24 protein-coding genes and 1 pseudogene are annotated in these 21,057 nt (G+C 53.0%); 16 read left to right on the top strand and 9 right to left on the bottom strand.

Features of this window, described 5'->3' with window-relative positions; all coding sequences use genetic code 11:
• Positions 1–4 precede the first annotated feature (4 nt).
• From J3362_RS06970 to J3362_RS06950, 5 genes and pseudogenes are all read left to right on the top strand, one after another.
• A complete protein-coding gene (locus tag J3362_RS06970) occupies positions 5–916 on the top strand; it encodes an MbnB/TglH/ChrH family RiPP precursor modification enzyme (protein WP_349518818.1) in 912 nt (303 codons plus the stop codon).
• Positions 903–1,652, top strand: a complete 750-nt coding sequence (locus tag J3362_RS06965; protein ID WP_349518817.1) for an HvfC/BufC family peptide modification chaperone — start codon at positions 903–905, stop codon at positions 1,650–1,652. The genes J3362_RS06970 and J3362_RS06965 overlap by 14 nt, the downstream gene beginning before the upstream one ends.
• 12 nt (positions 1,653–1,664) lie before the next feature.
• A complete protein-coding gene (locus tag J3362_RS06960) occupies positions 1,665–2,120 on the top strand; it encodes a DoxX family protein (RefSeq protein WP_349518816.1) in 456 nt (151 codons plus the stop codon).
• A 109-nt stretch (positions 2,121–2,229) separates the two neighbouring features.
• Entirely contained in the window at positions 2,230–2,568 is a 339-nt protein-coding gene (locus J3362_RS06955; RefSeq protein ID WP_349518815.1) for a thioredoxin family protein, read from the top strand.
• A 136-nt stretch (positions 2,569–2,704) separates the two neighbouring features.
• A pseudogene (locus J3362_RS06950) lies at positions 2,705–2,854 on the top strand (GntR family transcriptional regulator); the annotation flags it as partial.
• Here the strand turns inward: J3362_RS06950 and J3362_RS06945 are convergent.
• Positions 2,798–2,926: a hypothetical protein gene (locus J3362_RS06945; protein ID WP_349519271.1), complete on the bottom strand. Its 129-nt coding sequence runs from the start codon at positions 2,924–2,926 to the stop codon at positions 2,798–2,800. The pseudogene J3362_RS06950 and the gene J3362_RS06945 sit on opposite strands and share 57 nt — an antisense overlap.
• A gap of 66 nt (positions 2,927–2,992) precedes the next feature.
• On the opposite strand from J3362_RS06945, the gene J3362_RS06940 reads away from it, so the two are divergent.
• Complete coding sequence (locus tag J3362_RS06940) at positions 2,993–4,105, top strand: aminotransferase-like domain-containing protein (RefSeq protein WP_349519261.1); 1,113 nt, start codon at positions 2,993–2,995, stop codon at positions 4,103–4,105.
• A gap of 114 nt (positions 4,106–4,219) precedes the next feature.
• Positions 4,220–5,614 (top strand): cytochrome c oxidase accessory protein CcoG, encoded by a 1,395-nt coding sequence (gene ccoG, locus J3362_RS06935; RefSeq protein ID WP_349518814.1) that lies wholly within the window; start codon positions 4,220–4,222, stop codon positions 5,612–5,614.
• Between the two features lie 68 nt (positions 5,615–5,682).
• Here ccoG and dsbG read toward each other — a convergent pair whose 3' ends face one another.
• The 4 genes from dsbG to J3362_RS06915 form a co-directional block, all read right to left on the bottom strand.
• Entirely contained in the window at positions 5,683–6,420 is a 738-nt protein-coding gene (dsbG, locus tag J3362_RS06930) for a thiol:disulfide interchange protein DsbG (RefSeq protein ID WP_349518813.1), read from the bottom strand.
• 239 nt (positions 6,421–6,659) lie between these two features.
• Complete coding sequence (locus J3362_RS06925) at positions 6,660–7,058, bottom strand: VOC family protein (RefSeq protein ID WP_148606968.1); 399 nt, start codon at positions 7,056–7,058, stop codon at positions 6,660–6,662.
• 26 nt (positions 7,059–7,084) lie between these two features.
• Positions 7,085–7,555, bottom strand: coding sequence for a nuclear transport factor 2 family protein (locus J3362_RS06920; protein WP_349518812.1), 471 nt, complete (start codon positions 7,553–7,555; stop codon positions 7,085–7,087).
• 46 nt (positions 7,556–7,601) lie between these two features.
• The gene (locus tag J3362_RS06915) at positions 7,602–8,198 is read right to left on the bottom strand and encodes an RNA polymerase sigma factor (protein ID WP_349518811.1); all 597 of its coding nucleotides are present in this window, start codon (positions 8,196–8,198) and stop codon (positions 7,602–7,604) included.
• Positions 8,199–8,405: 207 nt separating this feature from the next.
• Here J3362_RS06915 and J3362_RS06910 point away from each other — a divergent pair, with 207 nt between their 5' ends.
• Complete coding sequence (locus J3362_RS06910) at positions 8,406–8,957, top strand: TetR/AcrR family transcriptional regulator (RefSeq protein WP_349518810.1); 552 nt, start codon at positions 8,406–8,408, stop codon at positions 8,955–8,957.
• A gap of 26 nt (positions 8,958–8,983) precedes the next feature.
• Here the strand turns inward: J3362_RS06910 and nrtS are convergent, their stop codons facing one another.
• From nrtS to J3362_RS06895, 3 genes are read right to left on the bottom strand one after another with little or no spacing between them, the layout of a single operon-like run.
• The gene (nrtS, locus tag J3362_RS06905) at positions 8,984–9,229 is read right to left on the bottom strand and encodes a nitrate/nitrite transporter NrtS (protein ID WP_349518809.1); all 246 of its coding nucleotides are present in this window, start codon (positions 9,227–9,229) and stop codon (positions 8,984–8,986) included.
• Positions 9,216–10,637 carry a dihydrolipoyl dehydrogenase gene (locus J3362_RS06900; protein WP_349518807.1) on the bottom strand — a complete coding sequence of 474 codons (1,422 nt, stop codon included), beginning with the start codon at positions 10,635–10,637 and terminating at the stop codon, positions 9,216–9,218. The genes nrtS and J3362_RS06900 overlap by 14 nt, the downstream gene beginning before the upstream one ends.
• A gap of 30 nt (positions 10,638–10,667) precedes the next feature.
• Positions 10,668–10,961, bottom strand: coding sequence for a glutaredoxin family protein (locus tag J3362_RS06895; protein ID WP_349518806.1), 294 nt, complete (start codon positions 10,959–10,961; stop codon positions 10,668–10,670).
• A gap of 244 nt (positions 10,962–11,205) precedes the next feature.
• On the opposite strand from J3362_RS06895, the gene J3362_RS06890 reads away from it, so the two are divergent.
• From J3362_RS06890 to J3362_RS06870, 5 genes are all read left to right on the top strand, one after another.
• Entirely contained in the window at positions 11,206–12,036 is an 831-nt protein-coding gene (locus J3362_RS06890) for an alpha/beta fold hydrolase (RefSeq protein ID WP_349518805.1), read from the top strand.
• Between the two features lie 97 nt (positions 12,037–12,133).
• Positions 12,134–15,283, top strand: coding sequence for an outer membrane lipoprotein-sorting protein (locus tag J3362_RS06885; protein WP_349518804.1), 3,150 nt, complete (start codon positions 12,134–12,136; stop codon positions 15,281–15,283).
• A gap of 1 nt (position 15,284) precedes the next feature.
• Positions 15,285–16,547 carry a DUF1302 family protein gene (locus tag J3362_RS06880; RefSeq protein ID WP_349518803.1) on the top strand — a complete coding sequence of 421 codons (1,263 nt, stop codon included), beginning with the start codon at positions 15,285–15,287 and terminating at the stop codon, positions 16,545–16,547.
• A 32-nt stretch (positions 16,548–16,579) separates the two neighbouring features.
• Entirely contained in the window at positions 16,580–16,981 is a 402-nt protein-coding gene (locus J3362_RS06875) for a hypothetical protein (RefSeq protein ID WP_349518801.1), read from the top strand.
• 45 nt (positions 16,982–17,026) lie between these two features.
• Positions 17,027–17,878 (top strand): PhzF family phenazine biosynthesis protein, encoded by an 852-nt coding sequence (locus J3362_RS06870; protein ID WP_349518800.1) that lies wholly within the window; start codon positions 17,027–17,029, stop codon positions 17,876–17,878.
• Positions 17,879–17,940: 62 nt separating this feature from the next.
• On the opposite strand, the gene J3362_RS06865 is transcribed toward J3362_RS06870, so the two are convergent.
• Positions 17,941–18,192: a hypothetical protein gene (locus J3362_RS06865; protein ID WP_349518798.1), complete on the bottom strand. Its 252-nt coding sequence runs from the start codon at positions 18,190–18,192 to the stop codon at positions 17,941–17,943.
• A gap of 292 nt (positions 18,193–18,484) precedes the next feature.
• On the opposite strand from J3362_RS06865, the gene J3362_RS06860 reads away from it, so the two are divergent.
• From J3362_RS06860 to J3362_RS06850, 3 genes are all read left to right on the top strand, one after another.
• Positions 18,485–19,510, top strand: a complete 1,026-nt coding sequence (locus J3362_RS06860) for a lipid A-modifier LpxR family protein (protein WP_349518797.1) — start codon at positions 18,485–18,487, stop codon at positions 19,508–19,510.
• A gap of 117 nt (positions 19,511–19,627) precedes the next feature.
• Positions 19,628–19,951 carry a thioredoxin gene (gene trxA, locus J3362_RS06855; RefSeq protein ID WP_349518796.1) on the top strand — a complete coding sequence of 108 codons (324 nt, stop codon included), beginning with the start codon at positions 19,628–19,630 and terminating at the stop codon, positions 19,949–19,951.
• 52 nt (positions 19,952–20,003) lie between these two features.
• Positions 20,004–20,957 (top strand): LysR family transcriptional regulator, encoded by a 954-nt coding sequence (locus J3362_RS06850; RefSeq protein ID WP_349518794.1) that lies wholly within the window; start codon positions 20,004–20,006, stop codon positions 20,955–20,957.
• The last annotated feature ends 100 nt before the right edge of the window (positions 20,958–21,057 follow it).

Here is a 21,057-nt window from a genome sequence, read left to right as displayed (position 1 = left end):
TCGTATGGGTAATCGTCAGGAAATAGTCCCAGCCAGGCCGGAACTCGGAAACAGCACTGTTGGGGTAGGGTTACGACCAGACCACTATCAGGACGTTCTCGAACACGCCCCTTCGGTAGATTTTCTTGAGGTGCACTCGGAGAATTTCTTCGCGGAGGCAGGAATCGCTGTCGATCTGTTGAAGGAGGTTTCGGCCAGCACGCCAATCAGCCTTCATGGTACGTCGGCAGGCCTCGGGTCCGTTGAGGCTATCCCTGACGATTACCTCAAGCAACTCAAACGTCTTGTGGACCGGGTGAACCCGATATTGGTGTCAGACCACCTGTGTTTTACCTGGGCAAGGATTGGTGGACGCCTCTTTCACGGTGGTGATCTTCTACCCATCCCCTACACCGAAGACAGTCTCAGGCATGCGGTGAACAACATTGACCGAATGCAACAGGCCCTGGGCCGCCAGATCTCGGTGGAGAACGTCTGTGCGTACATCGAGTTTGACCACAGTGACTTCGACGAGGCCGCTTTTCTCAGTGAAATCGTTGCCCGCACGGGCTGCGGCTTAATCCTTGATATCAATAACGTGATGGTGAACGCCCGTAATGTGCAAGTCGCCGAACCGGCGGATTTTGTTGACCGTTACGTTGCGTCTCTCGATCAGGCCGCTATTGCGGAAATTCATCTTGCAGGTTCTACGCCCGTGGATAGGGAAGCGCTACTGATCGATGACCATGCCTGCCCTGTATCGGAGGCTGGGTGGCACGCCTATGGGCGAGTGGTTCGAGAGATCGGCCCAAGGCCCACGTTGATCGAATGGGACAACAACCTCCCGTCGTGGCGCGAACTTCTGGGGGAAGCCACCAAAGCCAGAAAAGCTCAACGCCGTGTGTTGAGCAGGGAGCGTAGCTATGAACCTGTCTGATTACCAGAGCCAGTTTCTGACGTTCCTGTTCGGCGGTACCGACGAACAGGCGCTGCCCAATTCGGAGGTGTATCGATTCGGGGTGGAGGCCAAGGCGGTCCGGGCCCTTGAGCACAGTTATCCGACGGTGAAGGCACTGATAGGACCGGCGGCCTTTGAGGAACTGGCCCTGGATTACTTCAGAATGATCCGCAAACAGAGCGGCGACTGGAGCGATTTTGGCTGGGGATTTCCGAGCTGGATAATCTCGCATCGAATTTCAGATCGGATTCACTATCTCTCCGATGTGGCGCGACTCGACAAGTACATTGGGCAGGTTGAGCGTAGCCAGTATCAAGATGTGGACTTCGAGAGCTTTTCTGCGATTGGAGAGAATCTTTCGTCCTGTCGGCTCATTCTCAATAGCGGGCTTCAGTTTTTCAGGTCCGTTTATCCAATCGTCGGCATATGGGAAGCACACAAAAGCCATACCCCTCAAGACACACTCAGTTTTGCTCAAGCAAAAAGAATGATCGCCAAAGGCCGAGGCCAGAACGCCCTGGTTTATCGAGCGGGTTGGCGAGGGATGGCAGAAGCCATTTCTGAAAAGGATCTTGCGCTGCTCGAGCGTCTCAGAAAACAGCCAAGTATTGCCGAAGCCTTCGGTGAAGGTGTTCTGAATGAAACGAATTTTACCGGTTGGCTGCAGGACATGATCTCAAAAAGAGTCATCGTTGGTGCCAGAACCATCTATTGATAGGAGATTGATATGAAAACCTTAGCTTACAGTTTTTACGCATTAAACGATTCGGTTCAGCGAATCGTCCGAGGCCTGCTACCTGTTGCACTGCTGCTTGGGCGTCTCTACGTGGCATGGGTGTTCTTCAAAGCCGGTCTCACCAAGATTGACGACTGGGGAACGACGCTGTTTTTGTTTGAAGAGGAATACAGCGTGCCGTTGTTAAGCCCGGAGTTGGCTGCCTTTCTGGCCACATTCGGGGAACTGGTGTTTCCCGTCCTGCTCGTCCTTGGCCTGTTCTCGCTGGTGTCTTCCCTGGGGCTGTTTGTCATCAACATTGTTGCGGTAATCAGCCTGGCAATGATCGCCCCGGCAGCCGAGCTGTATCACGTGGTCTGGGGCCTGATCCTGATGGCTTTAGCCATGTGTGGGCCCGGGCTGTTCTCGCTGGATAAGTTTATTGGCGACCGTTTGAGAAGAGCCTGATCCAGAATTGTTCACCCCTTGGCGTATTCGGCATTCACCCTCGCATCGATAGTGTTCGCCGAGTACGCCCTTTTTCTTAATTGAAGTTTTTGTCCGGAGGATATCCGCTGTGCCGATCGTAAACCTGAATACATTTGACGAACTGGGAGATCTTGCCAACAGGCACGAGTGGCTCCTACTGGATTTTTGGGCTCCCTGGTGTGCGCCGTGCAAGGTTATGAACCCGGTTCTGGAGCAGTTCAGTCAATTGAACGCTGAAACTGCAGTGGTAAAAGTGGATGTGGACCAGAAACATGATCTTGCCGCCAAATTTGGCGTCAGGGCCATTCCGACCCTGGTTCTGCTGAGACGAGATCAGTTCATGGGCCAGGAAACCGGGTCTAAATCCCTGAAGGATCTGACCAACTGGATAGACGGTCTGAAACAGAAGGTATCGCAGTTGGCGTGAGTTGTTGGCGATTTTCAGAGTAAACTCATTTTGCCGGGCTCAAGCCCGGCTTTTTTATGCGGGGATAGGGAGTGTTTTGTACTCTTTTCGTAACTCAGATGAATCGTTTGAACGTGCCTTGGAGAAGAATTAAACAATGACGGTCGAATTGCCGCGATACCAGAAACTTGAGAATACTCTGCGACAGAGTATTGAAAGTGGCCGCTGGCAACCTGGCGAACGACTCCCTTCAATCAGGACACTTTGTCGCCAGCACGGCTTTTCCAAGATTACCGTTCAGCATGCACTGCAACGACTTGAGGCCCGAGGGTTGGTCCAGGCCGAAGAGCGCAGCGGCTTTTTCGTTGCGCCTGGTCATTGCGAATTCGAGACTCCCTGTCAAGCCTCGACTCTCGCCGCACCCAAACCTGTTTCGGTGAGCCAGGTGTTTCAGGACATCATGACCCGAAGCGCTGCTTTTGATTTGCTCCCTGATCACCGCAGCGAAGTAACGCTGCCAGGCATTGTTCAACTTAATCGGTCGATCGGGCGGGCACTGAGGCGTCAATCGGCAAGCTTTCAATACTATGACGAGCCGGCTGGTGACCCTGAGCTGAGATCCCAGCTTGCCCTGCGATCAGCCCGAAGAGGGTGGGCGGCTGATGCCGATCAATTCTGCATCACATCTGGCTGCCAACAGTCCCTGTTTCTGGCCTTGATGGCCGTTTGCAAGCGCGGTGATGTGGTTGCAGTGGAAGCTCCGGGATTTTATGGAGTTCTTCAGTTACTTGAACAACTTCAGCTCAAGGTAGTCGAGATACCTGCATCGCCGAACAGTGGTATGGATATACAGACGCTCGAGGAGACTCTTCAGACCTGGGACGTAAAAGCTTGCGTGGTTTCACCGGCATTTGCTACTCCGACCGGCGCTGTGATGCCTCATGAAACCCGCGTGCGGCTGCTCGCGCTAGCCGACCAACATCAGCTTGCCATTATTGAGGATGACATTTACGGCGATTCGGGTTGGTTAAACGTACCCGACACTTTGAAAGCGATTGATGAATCTGACCGGGTCATCCATTGCAGCTCTTTTTCCAAGGTGCTTTCGAGAGATCTCCGTTTGGGGTGGGTGTCGGGAGGAAGATGGCACCAGCAAATCGTGCAACTCAAACTGACGTCCCAGTTGGCGAGTAGTCGGTTTTTACAACAAGGAGTGGCGGATTTTATTGCAGAGGGTGGCTACTCATCCTTCCTCCGGCGCTATCGTCAAAGTTTGCGCCAGCAGCGAGATCATTTGCTGACTCTTCTGGGAGACTGGCCGGTGCCTTTGCGTGCAACGGCTCCGAATGGAGGCCTGGCCCTGTGGGTAGAGCTGCCTCCGGAGGTCGACACCTTGAGTCTTTACGCCGAAACGCTGAAAGAGGGCATTGTCATCACCCCTGGCAGCCTCTTTTCGGTATCAGGAAAGTTTTCAAACTGCCTGAGAATCAGTTTTGCCCATCCCTGGAATGGCGCCCGGATTGCCGCTTTGCACCGGTTATCCGAACTGGTGTCCTGAAGACTCCTTATCTGTCCCTATTGTTTATTAAAAAAGTGGTCCTGCCCCTATTTAAAGCGAGCGATTATCCTCGTGCCATCCGTTTCTGATCGAATGTGGCAAGGTGCGCAGCGAATGAGTCGCCTGATCTCTGTTAAGCAAATTGAATCTTCATCAACAACTCGTGAGGCTGAACAGAAAATTCAGCCGCGAAGCTTTTCTGGGCTTTACCGCCGTTTGAGGATAACCGGCGGGTTTGTACTCTTCGCCCTGTATTTTGGCGTAGCCTGGCTGAACTGGGGTGGCCGGCAGGCCGTACTCTGGGACCTTTCCGAAAAGAAATTCCATATATTTTCAGCCACGTTCTGGCCAGAAGACCTCGTGTTGCTTTCTGGAATCCTCCTGATTTGTGCCTTCGGTCTGTTCTTTCTTACCGTGCTGGCCGGGCGGGTATGGTGTGGCTACGCCTGCCCCCAGAGCGTTTGGACCTGGGTCTTCTTGTGGGCAGAGCGACTAACAGAGGGGGACCGCTCAAGAAGAATCAAGCTTGATGCCGCGCCTCTGAGTCTGCGCAAGATCGCTCGCCGGGGTTCCAAACATGGGCTCTGGTTGGTTATCAGTCTGCTAACTGCAATAACGTTTGTAGGCTATTTCACGCCGATCCGGGATCTTGTCAGTGATCTTTTTGCCATGGAAGCATCCGGCTGGGCCGTGTTCTGGGTCCTGTTTTTTACCACGGCTACTTACCTGAATGCCGGTTGGTTACGCGAAAAAGTCTGTTTTCACATGTGCCCCTATGGGCGGTTTCAGTCGTCCATGGTGGATGCGGACTCCCTGGTTATCTCCTATGACGCCGCCCGAGGTGAGCCGAGAGGGTCGCGGAGAAAGGACGCTGCGCTGTCAGAAGGCGGGCTTGGTGATTGTATTGACTGCCAGATGTGCGTCCAGGTGTGCCCGACCGGTATCGATATTCGCGACGGTTTGCAGATGGAGTGTATCGGATGCGCGGCGTGCATAGACGCATGCGACTCGATTATGGACAAGATGGGGTATGAACGCGGCCTGGTGCGTTACGCAAGCGAGCGCGAACTAAAGGGCGGAAAAACAAACCTGTTGAGGCCACGACTGGTGGGGTATTTCGCGTTCCTCGCATTGATGATTGCGCTATTTTCCTGGGGCGTGGCGTCCAGACCACTGGTAACCCTCGATGTGGAAAGGGACCGCGGTATGTATCGCTATACAAGCGAGGGCAACATTGAAAATAGTTATTTGCTCAAGCTTACCAACAAAGACAGCAGCCCGAGATACCTGGTGGTCGAGGTTGGCGGTGTTGAAGAATTCTCAACCACAGGTCCCGGAGGTGTGGTGGTGGAAGCAGGTGAGAAGATCGAGATTCCGTTCTCCGTAGCCTTGCCATCGACTTCCCTCGATGCTGGCCCCAACGACATAGTATTTGAGATCAGTACGCTGAATGGAAAAGGGGCTCTAATCACGGAAACCACTACGTTTCTTGGCCCACGGAAAGACTGATGGCGCTGCGCTCCTTTGAAGACCTTAAAAAGGGACGACTGCCAGTCCGGCGAGTCGTCCCTTGAGCTTCAAGGATTCATGATGCGATTAAGCTCACTCTCTGGCGGCAGACCAAGCCGCATCCTCACATTGCCGCTGCCATCTTTGTAATAGATACCGGGGGTGGCGCTAACGCCAAGTTCCGACATCAGGCGATTATTGGTTTCAACCTGGGCTTTGCCACGCTCTGAAGCATCGTGTACCGGCACAATGCCTCCACTTCTGAAGGTCTCAAAGTTCTTGATGTACGCGCCGTGGGGCTTTTTCGAACCAAGGATTGTCGAAGCTTTCGCGACACTGTCGCTGGCAAGCACTCCGACTACGATATGCCTGATTTGAACTTTGCCCTCGTTAATCCATGGCAAGGCGGCTGTCCGGAACCTGTGACAATATGGGCAGTTTGGGTCTACGAAGGCGTAAACCACGGTTTCTGCGTTCGGATCACCGTCCTGAATCCAATGGCTGTTTTCAAGCTCTGCCCAGGCCTGTTGATTTTTTGCGTCATGGAAAAGCTCTTGAACTCTGGGAGCAGAGAGATTTGAACCTTTCTTATCGATCAGCGTTCCAACAAATGCATGCTCTCCGTCTCGGGTAACGTACAGAGTGACCGGAGAACCGTTCGAATCGAGTATATAGCCGGTCATACCATCAACGGCCTTGAAGGAAGAGACAACCTTCAGCCCACGATCCGTTACCTGTTTGATAATCGGAGCATGACCTGCGGAGCCATGAGCTGTTGCCGAGAAAAGAAAGGCCGCGCTGATCACTGCCGCCAGCCCCGAGATCGTTTTGTCCATGACGTTTACCCTTATACAGAGGTGGATCGAGTCGTTGAGGGCTCTAATCTAGTGCTTTTCAAAGCCGGGGAGGCGGCGAATCGTGCTGAAAACTCGGCAGGATGTCTGGAGGAGTTGATTTGGAGGAATTTTTGGTCAGCTTTGCCAGGAGCTGGGCGGTCCGGTGCGCTTAATGAGAACGATGACCGGTCCGCCCTTATAGGCTATTGCTAAGAGCCCTTGCAGAAAAATTCGATGCGAATTCCGCTGGGCTCGTAGCACATCATATGCCTGGAAGGCCCGTCGCCGACGTCCTCTGGAGGAAACTCGATTCGAAGGCCTGAATCAGAAACTCTCTGGTGGATCTGCTGAAGCGTTTCCTCATTTGCCACCTCCAGAGCCAGATGATGAAGACCGACATTAGATCTACGGTCGAACTCCACGCGATGATTGGATTTAACCTGCCACAAGGTCAGCATTATCGAGCCATCACTGACGAAAATGGCAGGGTATGAGGGCTTACGGAACACTTCTTTCCAACCCAGAAGCTGAGTAAAAAAGACAGCACTTTCTTCGAGTTTGGATACGGTCAGGCCTATGTGGTGCGTGCCTTGGGTGAGAGCAGACATGTGTTATCTCCTGAATCAGTTAGAGATCAGAGACCCAGGTCACTGAGGCTGGGGTGATCATCCGGTCGGCGACCGAGGGACCAATGGAACAGCCGATCTGATTCTTTGATCGGAGTGTCGTTGATGCATGCAAAACGTCTCTGCATGAGTCCGTCAGCATCGAACTCCCAATTTTCATTTCCATAGGACCGAAACCAGTTCCCGCTGTCGTCGTGCCACTCGTAGGCATAGCGCACGGCAATCCGGTTGTCGGTATAGGCCCAGAGCTCCTTGATAAGGCGGTAATCCAGTTCACGATTCCATTTACGGGTAAGAAATTCCTCGACCTGTTCGCGGCCATTGGCGAACTCCGACCGGTTGCGCCAGCGGGTGTCCGCTGTGTAGGCGAGGGCAACCTTCGCCGGGTCCCGGCTGTTCCAACCATCTTCGGCAAGGCGGACCTTTTCAATGGCACTTTCCCGGGTAAACGGAGGTAGTGGTGGACGTTGGGTACTCATAAGCGTTCTCCAGTTTTAGCAAAACATAGTGAACAGGCCGCCTGGATTAGAGCAGGGCGGCCAGTTCATTTCGTGCACGGTGCAGGATGACTCGCAGGTTTCCGTGGGAAATCTCGAGCACATCAGAAACCTGCGAGCCGGTGAGTGGGCTCATGCCCTTGAGCAGAATCGCGTTGGCGTGATCCCGGTTCATATTCTTCATTTCAACGCGAATGCGTTCCTGAACCTTTGCAGTCTGGGTAGCCAGCTCCGGTTCGCTAAGATGCCCGGCGGCGCCATTAAATTGGTTGTCCGGTGAGCTGTCTGATAACAGGGCGAGGCTTGGCGTGGCAGGAAATTCCTTACGGTTTTCCCGATACGTGTTGAAGGCTTTATTGGTGACAATCCGGCACAGCCAGGTCTTGAGTGACGAACGGCCCTCGAAAGAACCAATGGCTCCAATTGCCGCCATCCAGGCCTCCTGGGCGATATCATCGGCCATGGCCGCAGAAGTGTACTTGGCCGCAACCCTCAGCATCACTGGATGATATCTCCGGTAAGCTTCCGCAAAGGCTTGTGGGTGCCCGGTCTGCAAGCCATCTATCAAATCAGCTTCATGCCCAAACACGGGCGCCTTTCGGGTGGTTTTGATTTGAATGTCCATCGTGCTCTTCTCCGTGCCGTGTTCGCTGGTGGTTCGTAAATGGAACCGACAACAACACCAGTCAAAAAACACCCTGTTAATAACGCCCGAGGTATTTCTTGAAGTAGACAGGTCGGTCTATTTTTAATTCTAGACAGATCTGTCTAAATTGGTCAAGATATATTCAATGAAAAAAACGGAGGTCTGCAAATGGGGCGAAGACAGGATTTGATCGATACGGCATTGCGACTGTTCTACGAGCATGGGATCCATGCAATCGGTATCAACCAGGTGCTGCAGGAGTCGGGCGTAGCAAAGCAAACCCTCTACAACCATTTCGAGAGCAAGGACAAGCTGGTAGAGGCTGCCGTCGAGCACCGAGACAAGCTGTTTTTCCAATGGCTGGAGTCGCGAATGAACAGTCGGCCGGCGGGGAGAGAGGCTCTTATGGAGATGTTTGATGCAGTTCACGATTGGTTTAATAACCGCGTACCAACACTGCATCGTTTCTATGGTTGCTTCTTTATCAATACCTGCGGTGAGTACAGTGATCCCGAGCACCCGGTACACAAAAGATGCGCGGCTCACAAGACCCGTGTTTTCGAGCTCCTGAAGCGGCATTCTCTGGAAATCTGCACTTCAGTAACTGATGCAGAAGAATTGGCTAACGCGCTGTTTTTATTGAAAGAGGGTGCCATTGTTAAGGCGCACGTTGAAGGCGATCTGGACGCGGCACTGAAGGCGAAGGCGATTGCCTCAAGGATGATTTCGCCGCACTGAGATACAGCGCGGCGAAATCCAGATGGTTAACGATACCTTGAAACGGGCACATTGAGCCCGGAGGATTTCTGGCAATCCCGCTCGCTGGACAGCTTCCCGAGCATGAAAACGCAGAACGGAACGCAGTAGGTCAAAACTGCCGGCAGCCATTGTATTTCCTGGTATCCGAACAGCGCATCATGCTGGTTGATCAGCAATAGAATCGTACCGACTACAAGGGCAATCTTTGCCGCCTGTATGTGGTACCGTCTGAACAATTCAAGCAACTGCATGGGGCGCCTCCTCACGTTGTGTTCTTTTGAGCTGTTCTGCAGCATCTCGGAAAGCGGTGCGAACACCTTCTTCAATGACCGGGTGATAGAAAGGCATCCCGAGTATCTCGCTTACCGTAAGAGACTGCTGCACGGCCCAGGCCAGGAGGTGACCAATATGCTCCGCTGCCGGCCCAAACATTTCTGCGCCCAGTAGAATGCCGGTGTGCTTGTCTGCATAGATGTTCAGCATGCCCTGGTTTTTGGCCATTACGCGGCTTCTTCCCTGATTGTGAAAGCTGACCTTCCCAGTGATGAAGGTGTATGGCAGCAGTTCGTGCGCTCGTTTGCCCACACTGGCAATTTGCGGGTCTGAAAAGACGACGCCCAGCCCGGCACGTCGATGGCCGGCTTCCACAGTGGGAAAGGTTCCCGCGTTGCTGCCCGCAATACGCCCTTCATCTGAGGCCTCATGCAATAAGGGCAGCTCATTGTTAGCGTCACCTGCAATAAAGATGTGCGGTGCACTGGTCTGCATGGTGAACCGATCGGAGTCAGGAACGCCGCGGGCGTCCAGGGCAATGCCGGTATTCTCGAGGCCGAGTTTGTCAGTGTTCGGAGTGCGACCGGTTGCCGCCAGAACATAGTCAACCACTACTGTGTGAACGATGCCTCCGGACGTCCGGTAGGTTACCTGCACGCCGTTCAGGGTTTCTTTTGCTGCGAGGACTTCCGCGTGAAGGACCAGATCAAATTCGGACCGGAAAGTATCCGCCGCAATTTTCCGGATTTCGGAGTCAGCAATTCCACCAATCGAGTCGTTCCGCGACAGCATCGTAACGTTAACGTTGAGCCGGCTTAGAGCCTGTCCCAATTCCAGACCGATAACACCGGCCCCGACAACAAGTACGGATGTCGGAAGGTGCTCCAGTTCGAATACATCGTCGTTAACGAGCAGGCGGTTACCGGCGCCCTCAAGTGCTTCAGGAATGAACGGTCTGGAACCTGTTGCAATAACGATTCGGTCGGCAGTGATTTCAAGACCGTTATCAATCAGTAAACGATGGGAGTCCACGAATCGGGCATATCCACGGACCTTGTGGCTATCATCAAACTCGTCGACATCTTCGACAACAAACCCGACGAAACGGTCGCGCTCTCTTTTTACCCGATCCATAACCGCCGCACCGTCAGTTTCAACCGTCGGAACATTGAGTCCGAAAATCCCCGCGTGCTTTGCGCCGTGTGCGGCTTCTGCGGCGGCAATCAAAAGTTTGCTGGGCATACAGCCGACACGCGCGCAAGTGGTGCCATAGTGGCTTCCCTCAATCAGTGCGATGCTGTTGGTATGTTTGCGAACTTCGCGATAGGCACCCATACCGGCTGTGCCCGTGCCAATGATGGCAACATCAACTTTTCGTTTGAGCATTTTCACTCTCCTGTACGTTTTGAGGATCGTTCACAAGGTTTGTTCGTGATCAGCCGCCTGGGCTGCATGGCGCTGCAGGTAGTGGACGATATCCTGGGATTCATACAGCCAACTAACTTCTTCGTTGGATTCGATTCTCAGACATGGAACCTGGGCTCGACCGCCACCTTTGATCAACTCCGCTCGGTAGGCAGGGTTTCTGGCGATGTCCCGCTCTTCCACCTCGATGTCGATGTGCTTCATCGCAGAGCGGGTGTATGCGCAGAAAGGGCATGAGCGAAAGTGGTACAGAGAGAACGATGTGGTTTGCGAACTGACGGACATGGTCTGTCTCCTTCGTAATGAATGTGCCTGCAATTTTCTGTTCTTTGGCCAGAGTTGAGGCGGCAGGACGGTTGGAATAGTTGTCCATCTGTTTGACGAATCGGTTGGGCGTGCTCAAAAAACAATCAACAAACGCTTGCAACCCCCATAGAGATGTATATACACTTTATATAAATCGATTCGATATCGGAAGGGGTGTTCCTGTGTCGATTAGTCAATGGCCACCAAAATGAGGAAACGGGGCATGAACCTTTCTCTTAATATTTTCCAGGCAATTTTTGGCGTTTACAGCCGAATATTGCCATCCAGGGCGGCCTTGAAAGCCGTCGAACTCATGACAAGTCCCCGAATAAAGGCAGAACGACGGGCTTCATCCCGAGAGTTATTTGAGAAAGTCGTGCCGCTAAGCAATGACGGTTTGCTGTCGATCACCGGGAACGGCCCAAAGAAAATCTTGTTCTTGCATGGCTGGTCAGGTTGGGTCGGGCAATTCAAGGATCTAATGAGTGAGATTGATCCCGGCGAATACACCATTTATGCCCTGCATCCGGCCGGCCACGGAGAGTCCCAAGCCACCGAATCTCATCCGGGGCGCTTCATCGAAGCAGTCTTCGCAGCGCATGAATACGTTGGTGGGGCTTTTGATATTGGAGTCGGTCACTCACTCGGTGCCGCTGCGCTGGTTTATGCCCAATCCACGAGAAGTTGTTTCGAGCGTCTGGTTCTGGTTTCTGGGCCGGCAACGATTGAAGGCGTGCTGAGCCGATTCGCCCGGTTTGTGAATCTTGGTGCGCGGAGCAAACGTCTTTTCGTTCGCGATATGGAAGAAACGGTGGGGTTGAATGTTAATCGATTGGATCTGATTACGCTGGCTCCCTCAATCGAGGCACCCGTGTTGTTGATTCATGATGAACTGGATTCAGAGGTTCCTGTCGCCGAGTCCAGAGCGCTGCATGAGGTTTTTCCGCGAAGCCGTTTGACCCATACATCGGGATACGGGCATAGCCGGCTTCTGCAAAATCCTGAAGTGGTCCGCGAAATTGTCGACTTTGCCCACACACCGTTCAGGCCTTAGCCCGAACACCTGCGTGAATACTGGAAAACGAGCGGACGTAGCAGTGTCTTTTTTATTAACTTATGAAGTGTAGATACATCTTGGAAAGGGGATCGTAATGGCTGAACATCAAGAGCATCGTTCAACGGCGTTTAGCTTTTTTAAGAAGCTGATTCGTTATCGCTGGATCTCGCTGATTCTGGCATTGCTGGTTATTGGCAGTCTTGGAAGTCAGTTGGGGGAACTGAAGAAGAACACCCAAGCTGACGCCTTTATTGATGCCGATAAACCAGCTCTCGTCTACAGGCGAGCTGTTGAGGATATCTTTAACCTCAAGGATCCCCTGGTTATAGCGATACAGAACACAGGACCCCACGGGATCTACAACCCGAAAAGCCTTGAAGTGGTGAACTGGCTGAGCGACCGCCTGATCTCTGTGCCGAACATAGATCCACAGGGCATAACCAGTCTCGCTACTGAGTCCAATATCCAGGGAGACACCTATGGAATGCAGGTCCGGGAATTCCTGGACGGGCCGCTGGATGAAGGCCACATCCAGTGGATTAAAACGAGCATAGAGAGTTTCCCCCTTTACGAAGGAAGTCTCGTAGCTGGCGACGGTTCAATGACGTTAATCATCGCTGAACTGTTGGACCAGGAAAAGGCGGAAACGACCTATCGGGCTGTGATGCAGCTAGTCGAGGAAGCACCGGCAGGAGAAAATGAAATCCATGTGGCAGGCGAGGGAGCCATCGCGGGTTACCTGTCTGAATACATAGACCGCGACGCCAAACGGTTGAATCCGCTAGCCGGACTCATCATTGCCATTGTACTGATTGCTGCGTTCTTCACCGCCCGGGCAGCCATTATTCCCAATCTGATTGTCGCTGGAACCGTGGCAGGAACACTTGGGGCCATGGCAGTCGCCGGCGCTGAGTTTTATGTCATTACCAATGGCCTGATCGTTTGCATGATTGGAATTGCAGTTGCAGATTCCATTCATATTTTTTCCGAGTATTACGAGGTCCAAGCTGCGGATCCGGCGCTATCCGAGATCGATGCAATTGCCCTGGCAATGGCCCGCATGTGGCGCCCGGTCTTTCTAACAACTCTGACCACAGCAGCGGGATTCCTTGCGCTGTATCCCACCAACGACATGCCGCCACTTCAGTACTTCGGCATCTTCGGTGCTTTCGCCGTTTCGATTGCCGGCATTCTGACGCTATTCGTTACGCCCGCACTCCTGTCTTTTTTCCGCACCCGGCCGAGTCGTCTTTTTCGGCGCCAGCGCAGTGCTTTCTCAAAGCAAATCCTGGCGGGTGTGCTTGGTCATATTGCGCTAAACCACCCGAAGAAGGTTCTTCTGTCCGGGGCTGTGATTGCAGCCCTGGCCGTCATCGGCGCTGCTAACGTGGTGGTCAATGAAGAGCGAATTGAGAATTTTCAGCCGCATGAACCCATCTACGTTGCTGACAAGATGATCAATGCGTCGATGAACGGCACCTACTACCTTGATGTCGTGATCGAGACCCCTGATTCGGAGGGCATCTATGATCCATCCGTTCTGAGAGCTATCAGCGAATTGCAGGGCTTTTTAGAGCAGCAGCCGGAGATTCATGGAACCACCTCTATCGCTGATTACATCAAACAGATGTACAAGGCCGTCAATGAAGACGATCCGGCATTCTACCGCTTGCCTGATGACAGAAACCTGATTGCCCAGCTCTTTCTGCTCTATACAGCGTCTGGCGATCCTACCGATTTCGAAGAGCGAGTGGATTCCCGGCGGAAAACGGCACTGGTGAGGGCAAACCTGAAGACAGGCTCATACCAGGTTAGCCGGTCTCTGATCCCAAGGTTGGAGAGTCACCTTGCTTCCAAGTTCGATGGCGAAGTGAGCGCGCAAATAAGCGGCCGGATCAATGTCGATTACCACTGGATTGATGGCATTGCTGAAACGCACTTTAACAGCGTCATCGTGTCCTTCCTGGCGGTGTTCCTGATGGCCGCTCTGCTTTTTCGGTCAATTATGGGCGGTCTGATGGCGGCGATTCCGGTCGGTTTGTCCATTCTGGTGATCTACGCCGTGATGGGCATAAAGGGCATTTGGCTCGGTGTGGGAACATCCATGTTTGCGGCCATCGCGATTGGTTTGAGTGTCGATTTTGCCATTCATACGATTGATCGGCTCCGCGAAGTGATGTCCAAGCCCGGCAACATGAGCAACTCAGAGCGCATCACCAGTGTTTTTGAATCTACCGGGCGGGCACTCTGGTTCAATCTCTTGGCGGTTGCACTCGGGTTTGGCGTTTTGATGACCAGCCAGGTCCCTCCGCTGGTTAACTTTGGCATGTTGGTGGCCTTGTCTGTATCGGTTGCGTTTGTCGCCAGCCTGATTTTGCTCCCGGCCTTTACTCTGGTTTTTCGCCCAGCATTCATGCTGGGCGAAAACGGAAGCTTCTGGAAAACCGGAGTGATTTTGCTAGCCCTTCTAGCGGTGGGTGCGATGACCAGCAAAGCGTTAGCTGATGAAAACCCTCCCACCGCGGATGAGATTATTCAAAAGATGAACAACCGCCCTGAGGGTGTCGCTGTTCAGCGAGATATGTTCATCACAATGACAGACCGCCGAGGTAACACCCGTGAAGAGCATACGCGAGCGTTCCGCCGTTATTTCGGAGAAACCAAGAAGACCGTCATCTTCTACACCCACCCGGGAACTGTAGCAGGTACCGCATTCCTGACCTGGGACTATGCCGAACAGGAGAGAGACGACGATCAGTGGCTTTACCTTCCCGCCTTGAGGAAGGTGCGCAGAATTTCTGCTTCTGACCGCGGGGATTACTTTCTGGGCACAGACTTCACCTACGAGGAGATCAAAAAAGAGAGCAAAATCGCTGCCGAGGATTACGAGTTCTTGCTGATCGGCGAAGAGGAAGTAGACGGTCATCACGCCTGGAAAGTCGAGGCAACTCCGGTTGATCCTGAGGTAAGTAAGGCTCTGGGATATGGACGAGTACTGCTGCGGATTGACTCCACACTATGGATTCCACGGCTGACGGAATATTGGGATGTAAACGGAAATTTTCTCAAGACGGTGCGTGCCAGAGCCATAGAAAACATTGACGAAATCTGGGCCATCACTGACATCAAGGCAACCAACCGCAAAACCGGCCACAGCACCCGCATTCAGTTCGAGAACACCGATTACGAGGCATCCGTTCCGCCACGATTGTTCGAGCAGAACGCGCTGAAGCGGGGTTACTGACATGAAGCGGCTACGATATTCAGGGATCGCGATCGCCTGGTTGCTGGTCAGCACGCCCGTCTCGGCGCTGGATGTTCAGCATTCTTCTCTCGTCGACGTGGGGGCGGCCTATGCTTACGAGACCGGGAGCTGGCAGAAACAGGAAATCGTGTGGCGTCCGGAATGGGTGATGCGTTTTGATTCAGGAATGCGGCTCACGCTCCTTGGGGAAGGGCGTCTTGATGCAAAGGATGAGCTGGACCCTGGCCGGCCGGATCAACCCTTTCGTGCACGGAATACAGAGAAAGGTTTTCCCAGTGATCATGTTGATCTTGAGCTGAGAGAGTTTTTTCTGGATCACTACGCTGGTGACGCCTTTGTACGTTTGGGCAAACAGCAGATTGTGTGGGGGCAGGCCGACGGCTTGCGAGTACTTGATGTTATCAACCCACTGAGCTATCGGGAGTTCATCCTGCCCGATATAGAACACCGTCGGATTCCGCTCTGGTCCGCACTCGTCGAGTTTCCGCTGGATACCTGGACGGCCCAGTTGGTGTGGGTTCCGGATGCCACGGTGACGGAAAGTACCTTGCCGGGGGCCACTTATTCGTTGATTCCGGGTCTTTATGGAGGCGGGCGCCTGCAGGTCGATCGCCCTGAATCGTTGAAAGACAGTGATTTGGGGGTGAAGTTCTCCAGCTTTCGGGATGGCTGGGATCTATCGCTGAACTACCTGTATCACACGATTGATGATCCACTGATCCGGATCGATAGTTCTGATCAACGGGTGGTAGCGGACTATAACCGCTCGCACCTGGTCGGCGGCACCGCGTCAAAACCGTTCGGGGATATCACTTTTCGAAGCGAAGTCGGGGTGGAGAGCAAGAAGCGTTTTCAGGACTCCGTGACCGGCCAAACAACAGATACAGAGATCGGCTCTTACGTTATCGGCCTGGATTACAGTGGGTTGACTGACTGGTTCATCAGCTCACAGTTTTTCCAGACCTATCGTTTTGCCAGCACCGGCGAAGACACCCGTTCAAATGAGCAGATCACTTTGTTGATCAGGCACGAGGCAATGAATAACGCGCTCAGGTTGGAGGCCTTGAGCATATACGACCTGGATAAAGAAGATTCACTGGTTCAACTGGAGGCCGAGTACACCGCATCCACCAACGTGGTCCTGAGAGTGGGTGCCGACCTGTTTTTCGGTGATCGGTCCGGCGCTTTTGGCCGGTACCGCGAAGAGAGCCGCCTGGTGACCGGGTTTACTCTGAGCCTTTAAACAAAACTAACATTGTCGAATTGAGGTGAGAAATGCTGGATAAGGTGCTGTTAACCATTGGTGTTTTACTTTACGCGGCTGTTGTTCCCTATCTTGAGATCAACGACAGCCATGTATTTAACCCGGCCTGGGTGGCTCATGCGCGATTGCACGAGGTGTGGCAACTGTTCACCAATTCATCACTCGGAGTTATCGCATTGTGGCTTACATGGTTTACTCCGGAAGGAAGAGGTAAAGCGAGCCTGATCGCGCTTTTGGTCACCGGAGGATTTCTTGCAGCCTTTGCTTTACAAGACGTCTATGGCGGATCGATGGTACACCCGGATGGGAGCGAGAAAACGGCCTTTGGCATCAACGTCGGTGTTCTTGGATTTGGCTGGGTATTCCTGAGCTCTCTGTTTACGTTCACACGAGCAGGGCGGCGCAATGTCTGAGCGAACAAGACCCACTACGAATTCAATCCCCCGAGGTATCCAATTATGAAATGCCGATTAGTGGACGTCTTCGCCAACCAGAAATTTCATGGAAACGGACTCACAATTTTCTACGATTTTGAACCGCTGAACGAGCAGGAAATGCTCATGCTTACCCAGGAAATGCGACAGTTTGAATCGATATTTCTCAGTGGAAGTCCCGGGGGCTGGTCAGCCAGAATTTTTACTATGGAAGAGGAACTGGAGTTTGCAGGACACCCTTTGTTGGGGCTTGCATATCACCTGCACCAATTACATGGCTCAGCGACGGAGTCCCAAGAATGGCAGATTGATTTGAATGGGAGAGAGGTGACCCTGTCGAGTCGTTGGGAAGACGACGGAGCCTTTAGAGCCTCCATGTCCCAAGGCAAACCGGTGCATCTCAAGACCCTGTCTTATGATGAGGCCGCAGGGTTCTACGAGGCTTTGAGTTTATCGCCAGAGGCTGGCGTGCCGTATCCGGCAGAAGTAATCACTACCGGTCTTCCATACCTCATTCTGCCGGTTAACGGACATCTGGATGCTATCAAGTTCAACGTCCCGGACCTGAGTTCTCTGCTGGCTTCATACGGAGCAAAATTCATCTATGTGCTGGATACAGGAACCTTTGAAGGGCGAACCTGGGACAATGCTGGCAAGGTTGAAGATATTGCTACCGGAAGCGCTGCAGGGCCTGCGGCAGTTTATTTATTTCGGCAAGGTCTGATGCAGAGGAATCCACTCACGATCTTTCAGGGGCGTTTCTGCGGGAGGCCAAGTGAGATTGAAGTGTTGTTGGAGTTTGATAGCTCAACGATATCAAACGTTGATGTTTCCGGGAACGTTGTCGATGTGGCGGACATTCGATTTAACAGTTGATCTGTAGACATGCTTAAAACGCACCGTCCCTGGCGCCAAGACGCAAATGAAACATCTAGAATTCAGCCGTGGTTTTCAGGCTGCACTTGGCCGCGGATAACAATCTGACCGCTGTACGGGGCCGGCTCGGCAGTATCGTTCTTGGCGTCGCGATCCTGAATTTCACCACGAATCACAATCTGGCCGCTGTAAGGAGCGGGCTGAGCCTGTTCGGAGCGGGGCTCATCGGATTTACGGTCTGCCAGGGTAGCGTTTGCGGGCAGGGCGGTGGCGGCAAAAAGTGAAGCCAGAGTGATCAATACAAATTTACGCATAACATTTTCTCCAAAGTTCGATGGGTTGATGCTAATACCGGAGTCGCCAACCGACTCGATATCAGATGCAGCGAATTATGGAGCTGAAGATTGGCGAGGAATAATTCCCAAACGGTATGCAATACATCATTTAGGGTGATGGGCTTTAGCCTGGAGAGTAAAGAAAATGCCCGTAGAATTACTTATTCATAAGCATTGATGATGTTTTGAATACCGACGCTTAATTAGTCCTGAGTGCCAGCCAACCGAAAAATAGCAGCCAACTTTACCGACACATTTTTCGGAGTTGGCTATGAATTCTCGTTTTTTTGCACCGTTCCTTGCGGTCTCCATATTGGCTTTTACCGCGCACGCCGAGTCCTCCGACTCGGTAATAGCTCTGTCTACGGATAACGATCTCTTTGCGCCAACGCAGACAGATCGCGATTACACCGCTGGTGTGGCCATTACTTATTCCTCTAATTCAGAGGGATTTATAAATAACCCGGTTTCGAGTATCACTCAGGGGCTGGACGGGTATGTGCTGCCCTACCTGGGGGGACAGGTTGAAAAACCACAGAGTGCTGCAATTGAGTTTGGTGTTTATGGCTTCACCCCGGAGGAAATCAAGGAGTCGGCCATCGACCGGAACGATCGTCCGTACAGCAGCTTGGTCTACGTATCCTCGAGCCAGAGCTACCAGGCCCTAGGCGCAAAATCGGGTTGGACGACATCGACGACTGTGGGCGTGCTGGGACTGGATGTTTTTAAATCCGGCCAGAATGCAGTTCACAAGGTTGTCGGTAGCGACCGTGCAAACGGCTGGGGTAACCAGATTTCCAATGGCGGAGAGCCGACTTTCCGCTACTCGGCTGCCTACCACCAATACCTGGATGCCAGCCAGCCGAATCGGCAGTTCAAAGTGACGTATTTCGGATCGGTCGGATACCTGACTGAGTTTGGTGCGGCCCTGGTTTTCAGGGATGGCCTGATCTCTTCACCCGATAACCGCTTTAACCCTGAATTGATGGCTTACGGTGAGCGCGCGCCCGGGGTGTCAGCTCCTGGTGGACGGGAAAACTATTTCTGGGGCGGAATGTCAGTCAAAGCCCGCGCCTTCAACGCCTTCTTGCAGGGCCAATTCCGGGATTCGGACCATGAACTGGATGCCAACGAGCTAAACATTCTTTTGGCAGAGGTCTGGGCTGGGTATACCCACAGCTTCTTTGCGGGCACCGAACTGAGTTATGTCCTGCGTGTTCAGAGTTCGGAAATCAAATCCGGCACAGGAAATCGCACGCTTGCGTGGGGTGGGCTGGTATTTAGCAAGCGACTGTGAGGGCCAGGTACGGAATCATCATCACAGAAAATAGAGCTTATACAGTCCTGCAATTGGTTTTCACTGGCAGAAGGCTTCAGTGTTTGAAGCAAGTTTTTGTATAGAGGAGGTTTGCCGATGAGCAACATGATTGAAGTAACAGATGTAAATTTTGAGCAAGCGGTTGTTAAGAGTGATCGCCCAGTACTGGTGGACTTCTGGGCACCCTGGTGCGGCCCATGCAAGACGGTCGGGCCTATGCTTGAGGAAATCGCAGAAGAGTTTGGTGAGCAACTGACCATTGCCAAAGTGAACGTGGATGACAGCCCGGACATTACTGCCAAAATGCGTATCCGGGGTATCCCGACCCTTTCACTGTTCCAGGACGGCGGTGTTATTGCCCAGAAGACAGGGGCTGGCAGTCTGAGCGAGCTAAGGGCATTTGTAAAAGGACACCTATAGCGCACATCCAAAGCCTCCCGAACGGGAGGCTTCTTCTGACCAGGAACGTTGAATGAAAACGCAAGAACTCCAGCTGTTGTACATCTTCGATGCCATTATGACTGAGCGATCAGTCACCCGTGCAGCAGATCGGCTCGCCATGACTCAGCCGGCTGTGTCCAATGCGATTTCGAGAATGCGTCAGATCTGGAACGACCCGCTGTTCGTGCGCAAAGGCCGAAACATTGAACCGACATCCTATGCCCTGAGTCTGTGGGACCAAGTTGGCGATCACATGTATGCGCTCACCAATGCGGTCAGTGCAACGCAGTTCGATCCGGCTACTTCCAAGCGGAGATTCCGAATCGCGGTAACGGATGTGATTGTTGAAATGATCTGGCGTCAGCTGATTGAACTTCTCGAGCGGGAGGCGCCGGGCGTGGATGTACACGCTGTTCCCTACACGCCGGAGGGAACCTACGACGACTTACGGGAAGCCCATGTTGATCTGGCTGTGGGTATGCTGAATCAACACGACCGCAGTCTGCGGAGCACATGGCTGTTCGAGGGTGGTTATGTACTGGCGATGCGCGCGGACCACCCGCTTGCGGGCCGGTCAATCACAATGGATGAATTTCTCAACGCGCGGCACCTGCTTGTGACGATGTCGGGCGATGCGCACGGTTTCGTGGATAGCTACCTTGATCAGAAGGGCCAGAGCAGACGCATTGCAGCGACGGTCAACCATTTTTCGATCGTTCCCCAGGTTCTCAGGGATTCGAACCTCATTGCAGCGGTACCCGAACTGATCAGCCAGGACTGTGGCTTCGTGGATGGGCTCTGGATGGGGCAGTTGCCCTTCGAAGTAGACCCGACCAGTCTGTATCTCATCTGGCACACCCGCCACGACCGTGATCCCGGAATTGTCTGGTTGCGAAACCACGTGGAGCGGCTCCTTCGCGAGCGCTGGCATGACATTATGACCAACTCGCCCTGTGGCCATTCGGCGGTAAAAGCCATCGCCTGAAACGAGTAAAAGTGCAGTCATCATTTTTCATGATGACAAAGATACCGCAACGGAATTATTCAGCCTCCCGAAAACTTCCAATAATCCTCTGCAGATGTCG

This window comes from Marinobacter sp. NFXS11, from assembly GCF_040148675.1.
Lineage (GTDB): Bacteria > Pseudomonadota > Gammaproteobacteria > Pseudomonadales > Oleiphilaceae > Marinobacter.
Note: the sequence above shows the minus strand (reverse complement) of the source record. Positions and strands in the feature narration are given on the sequence as shown.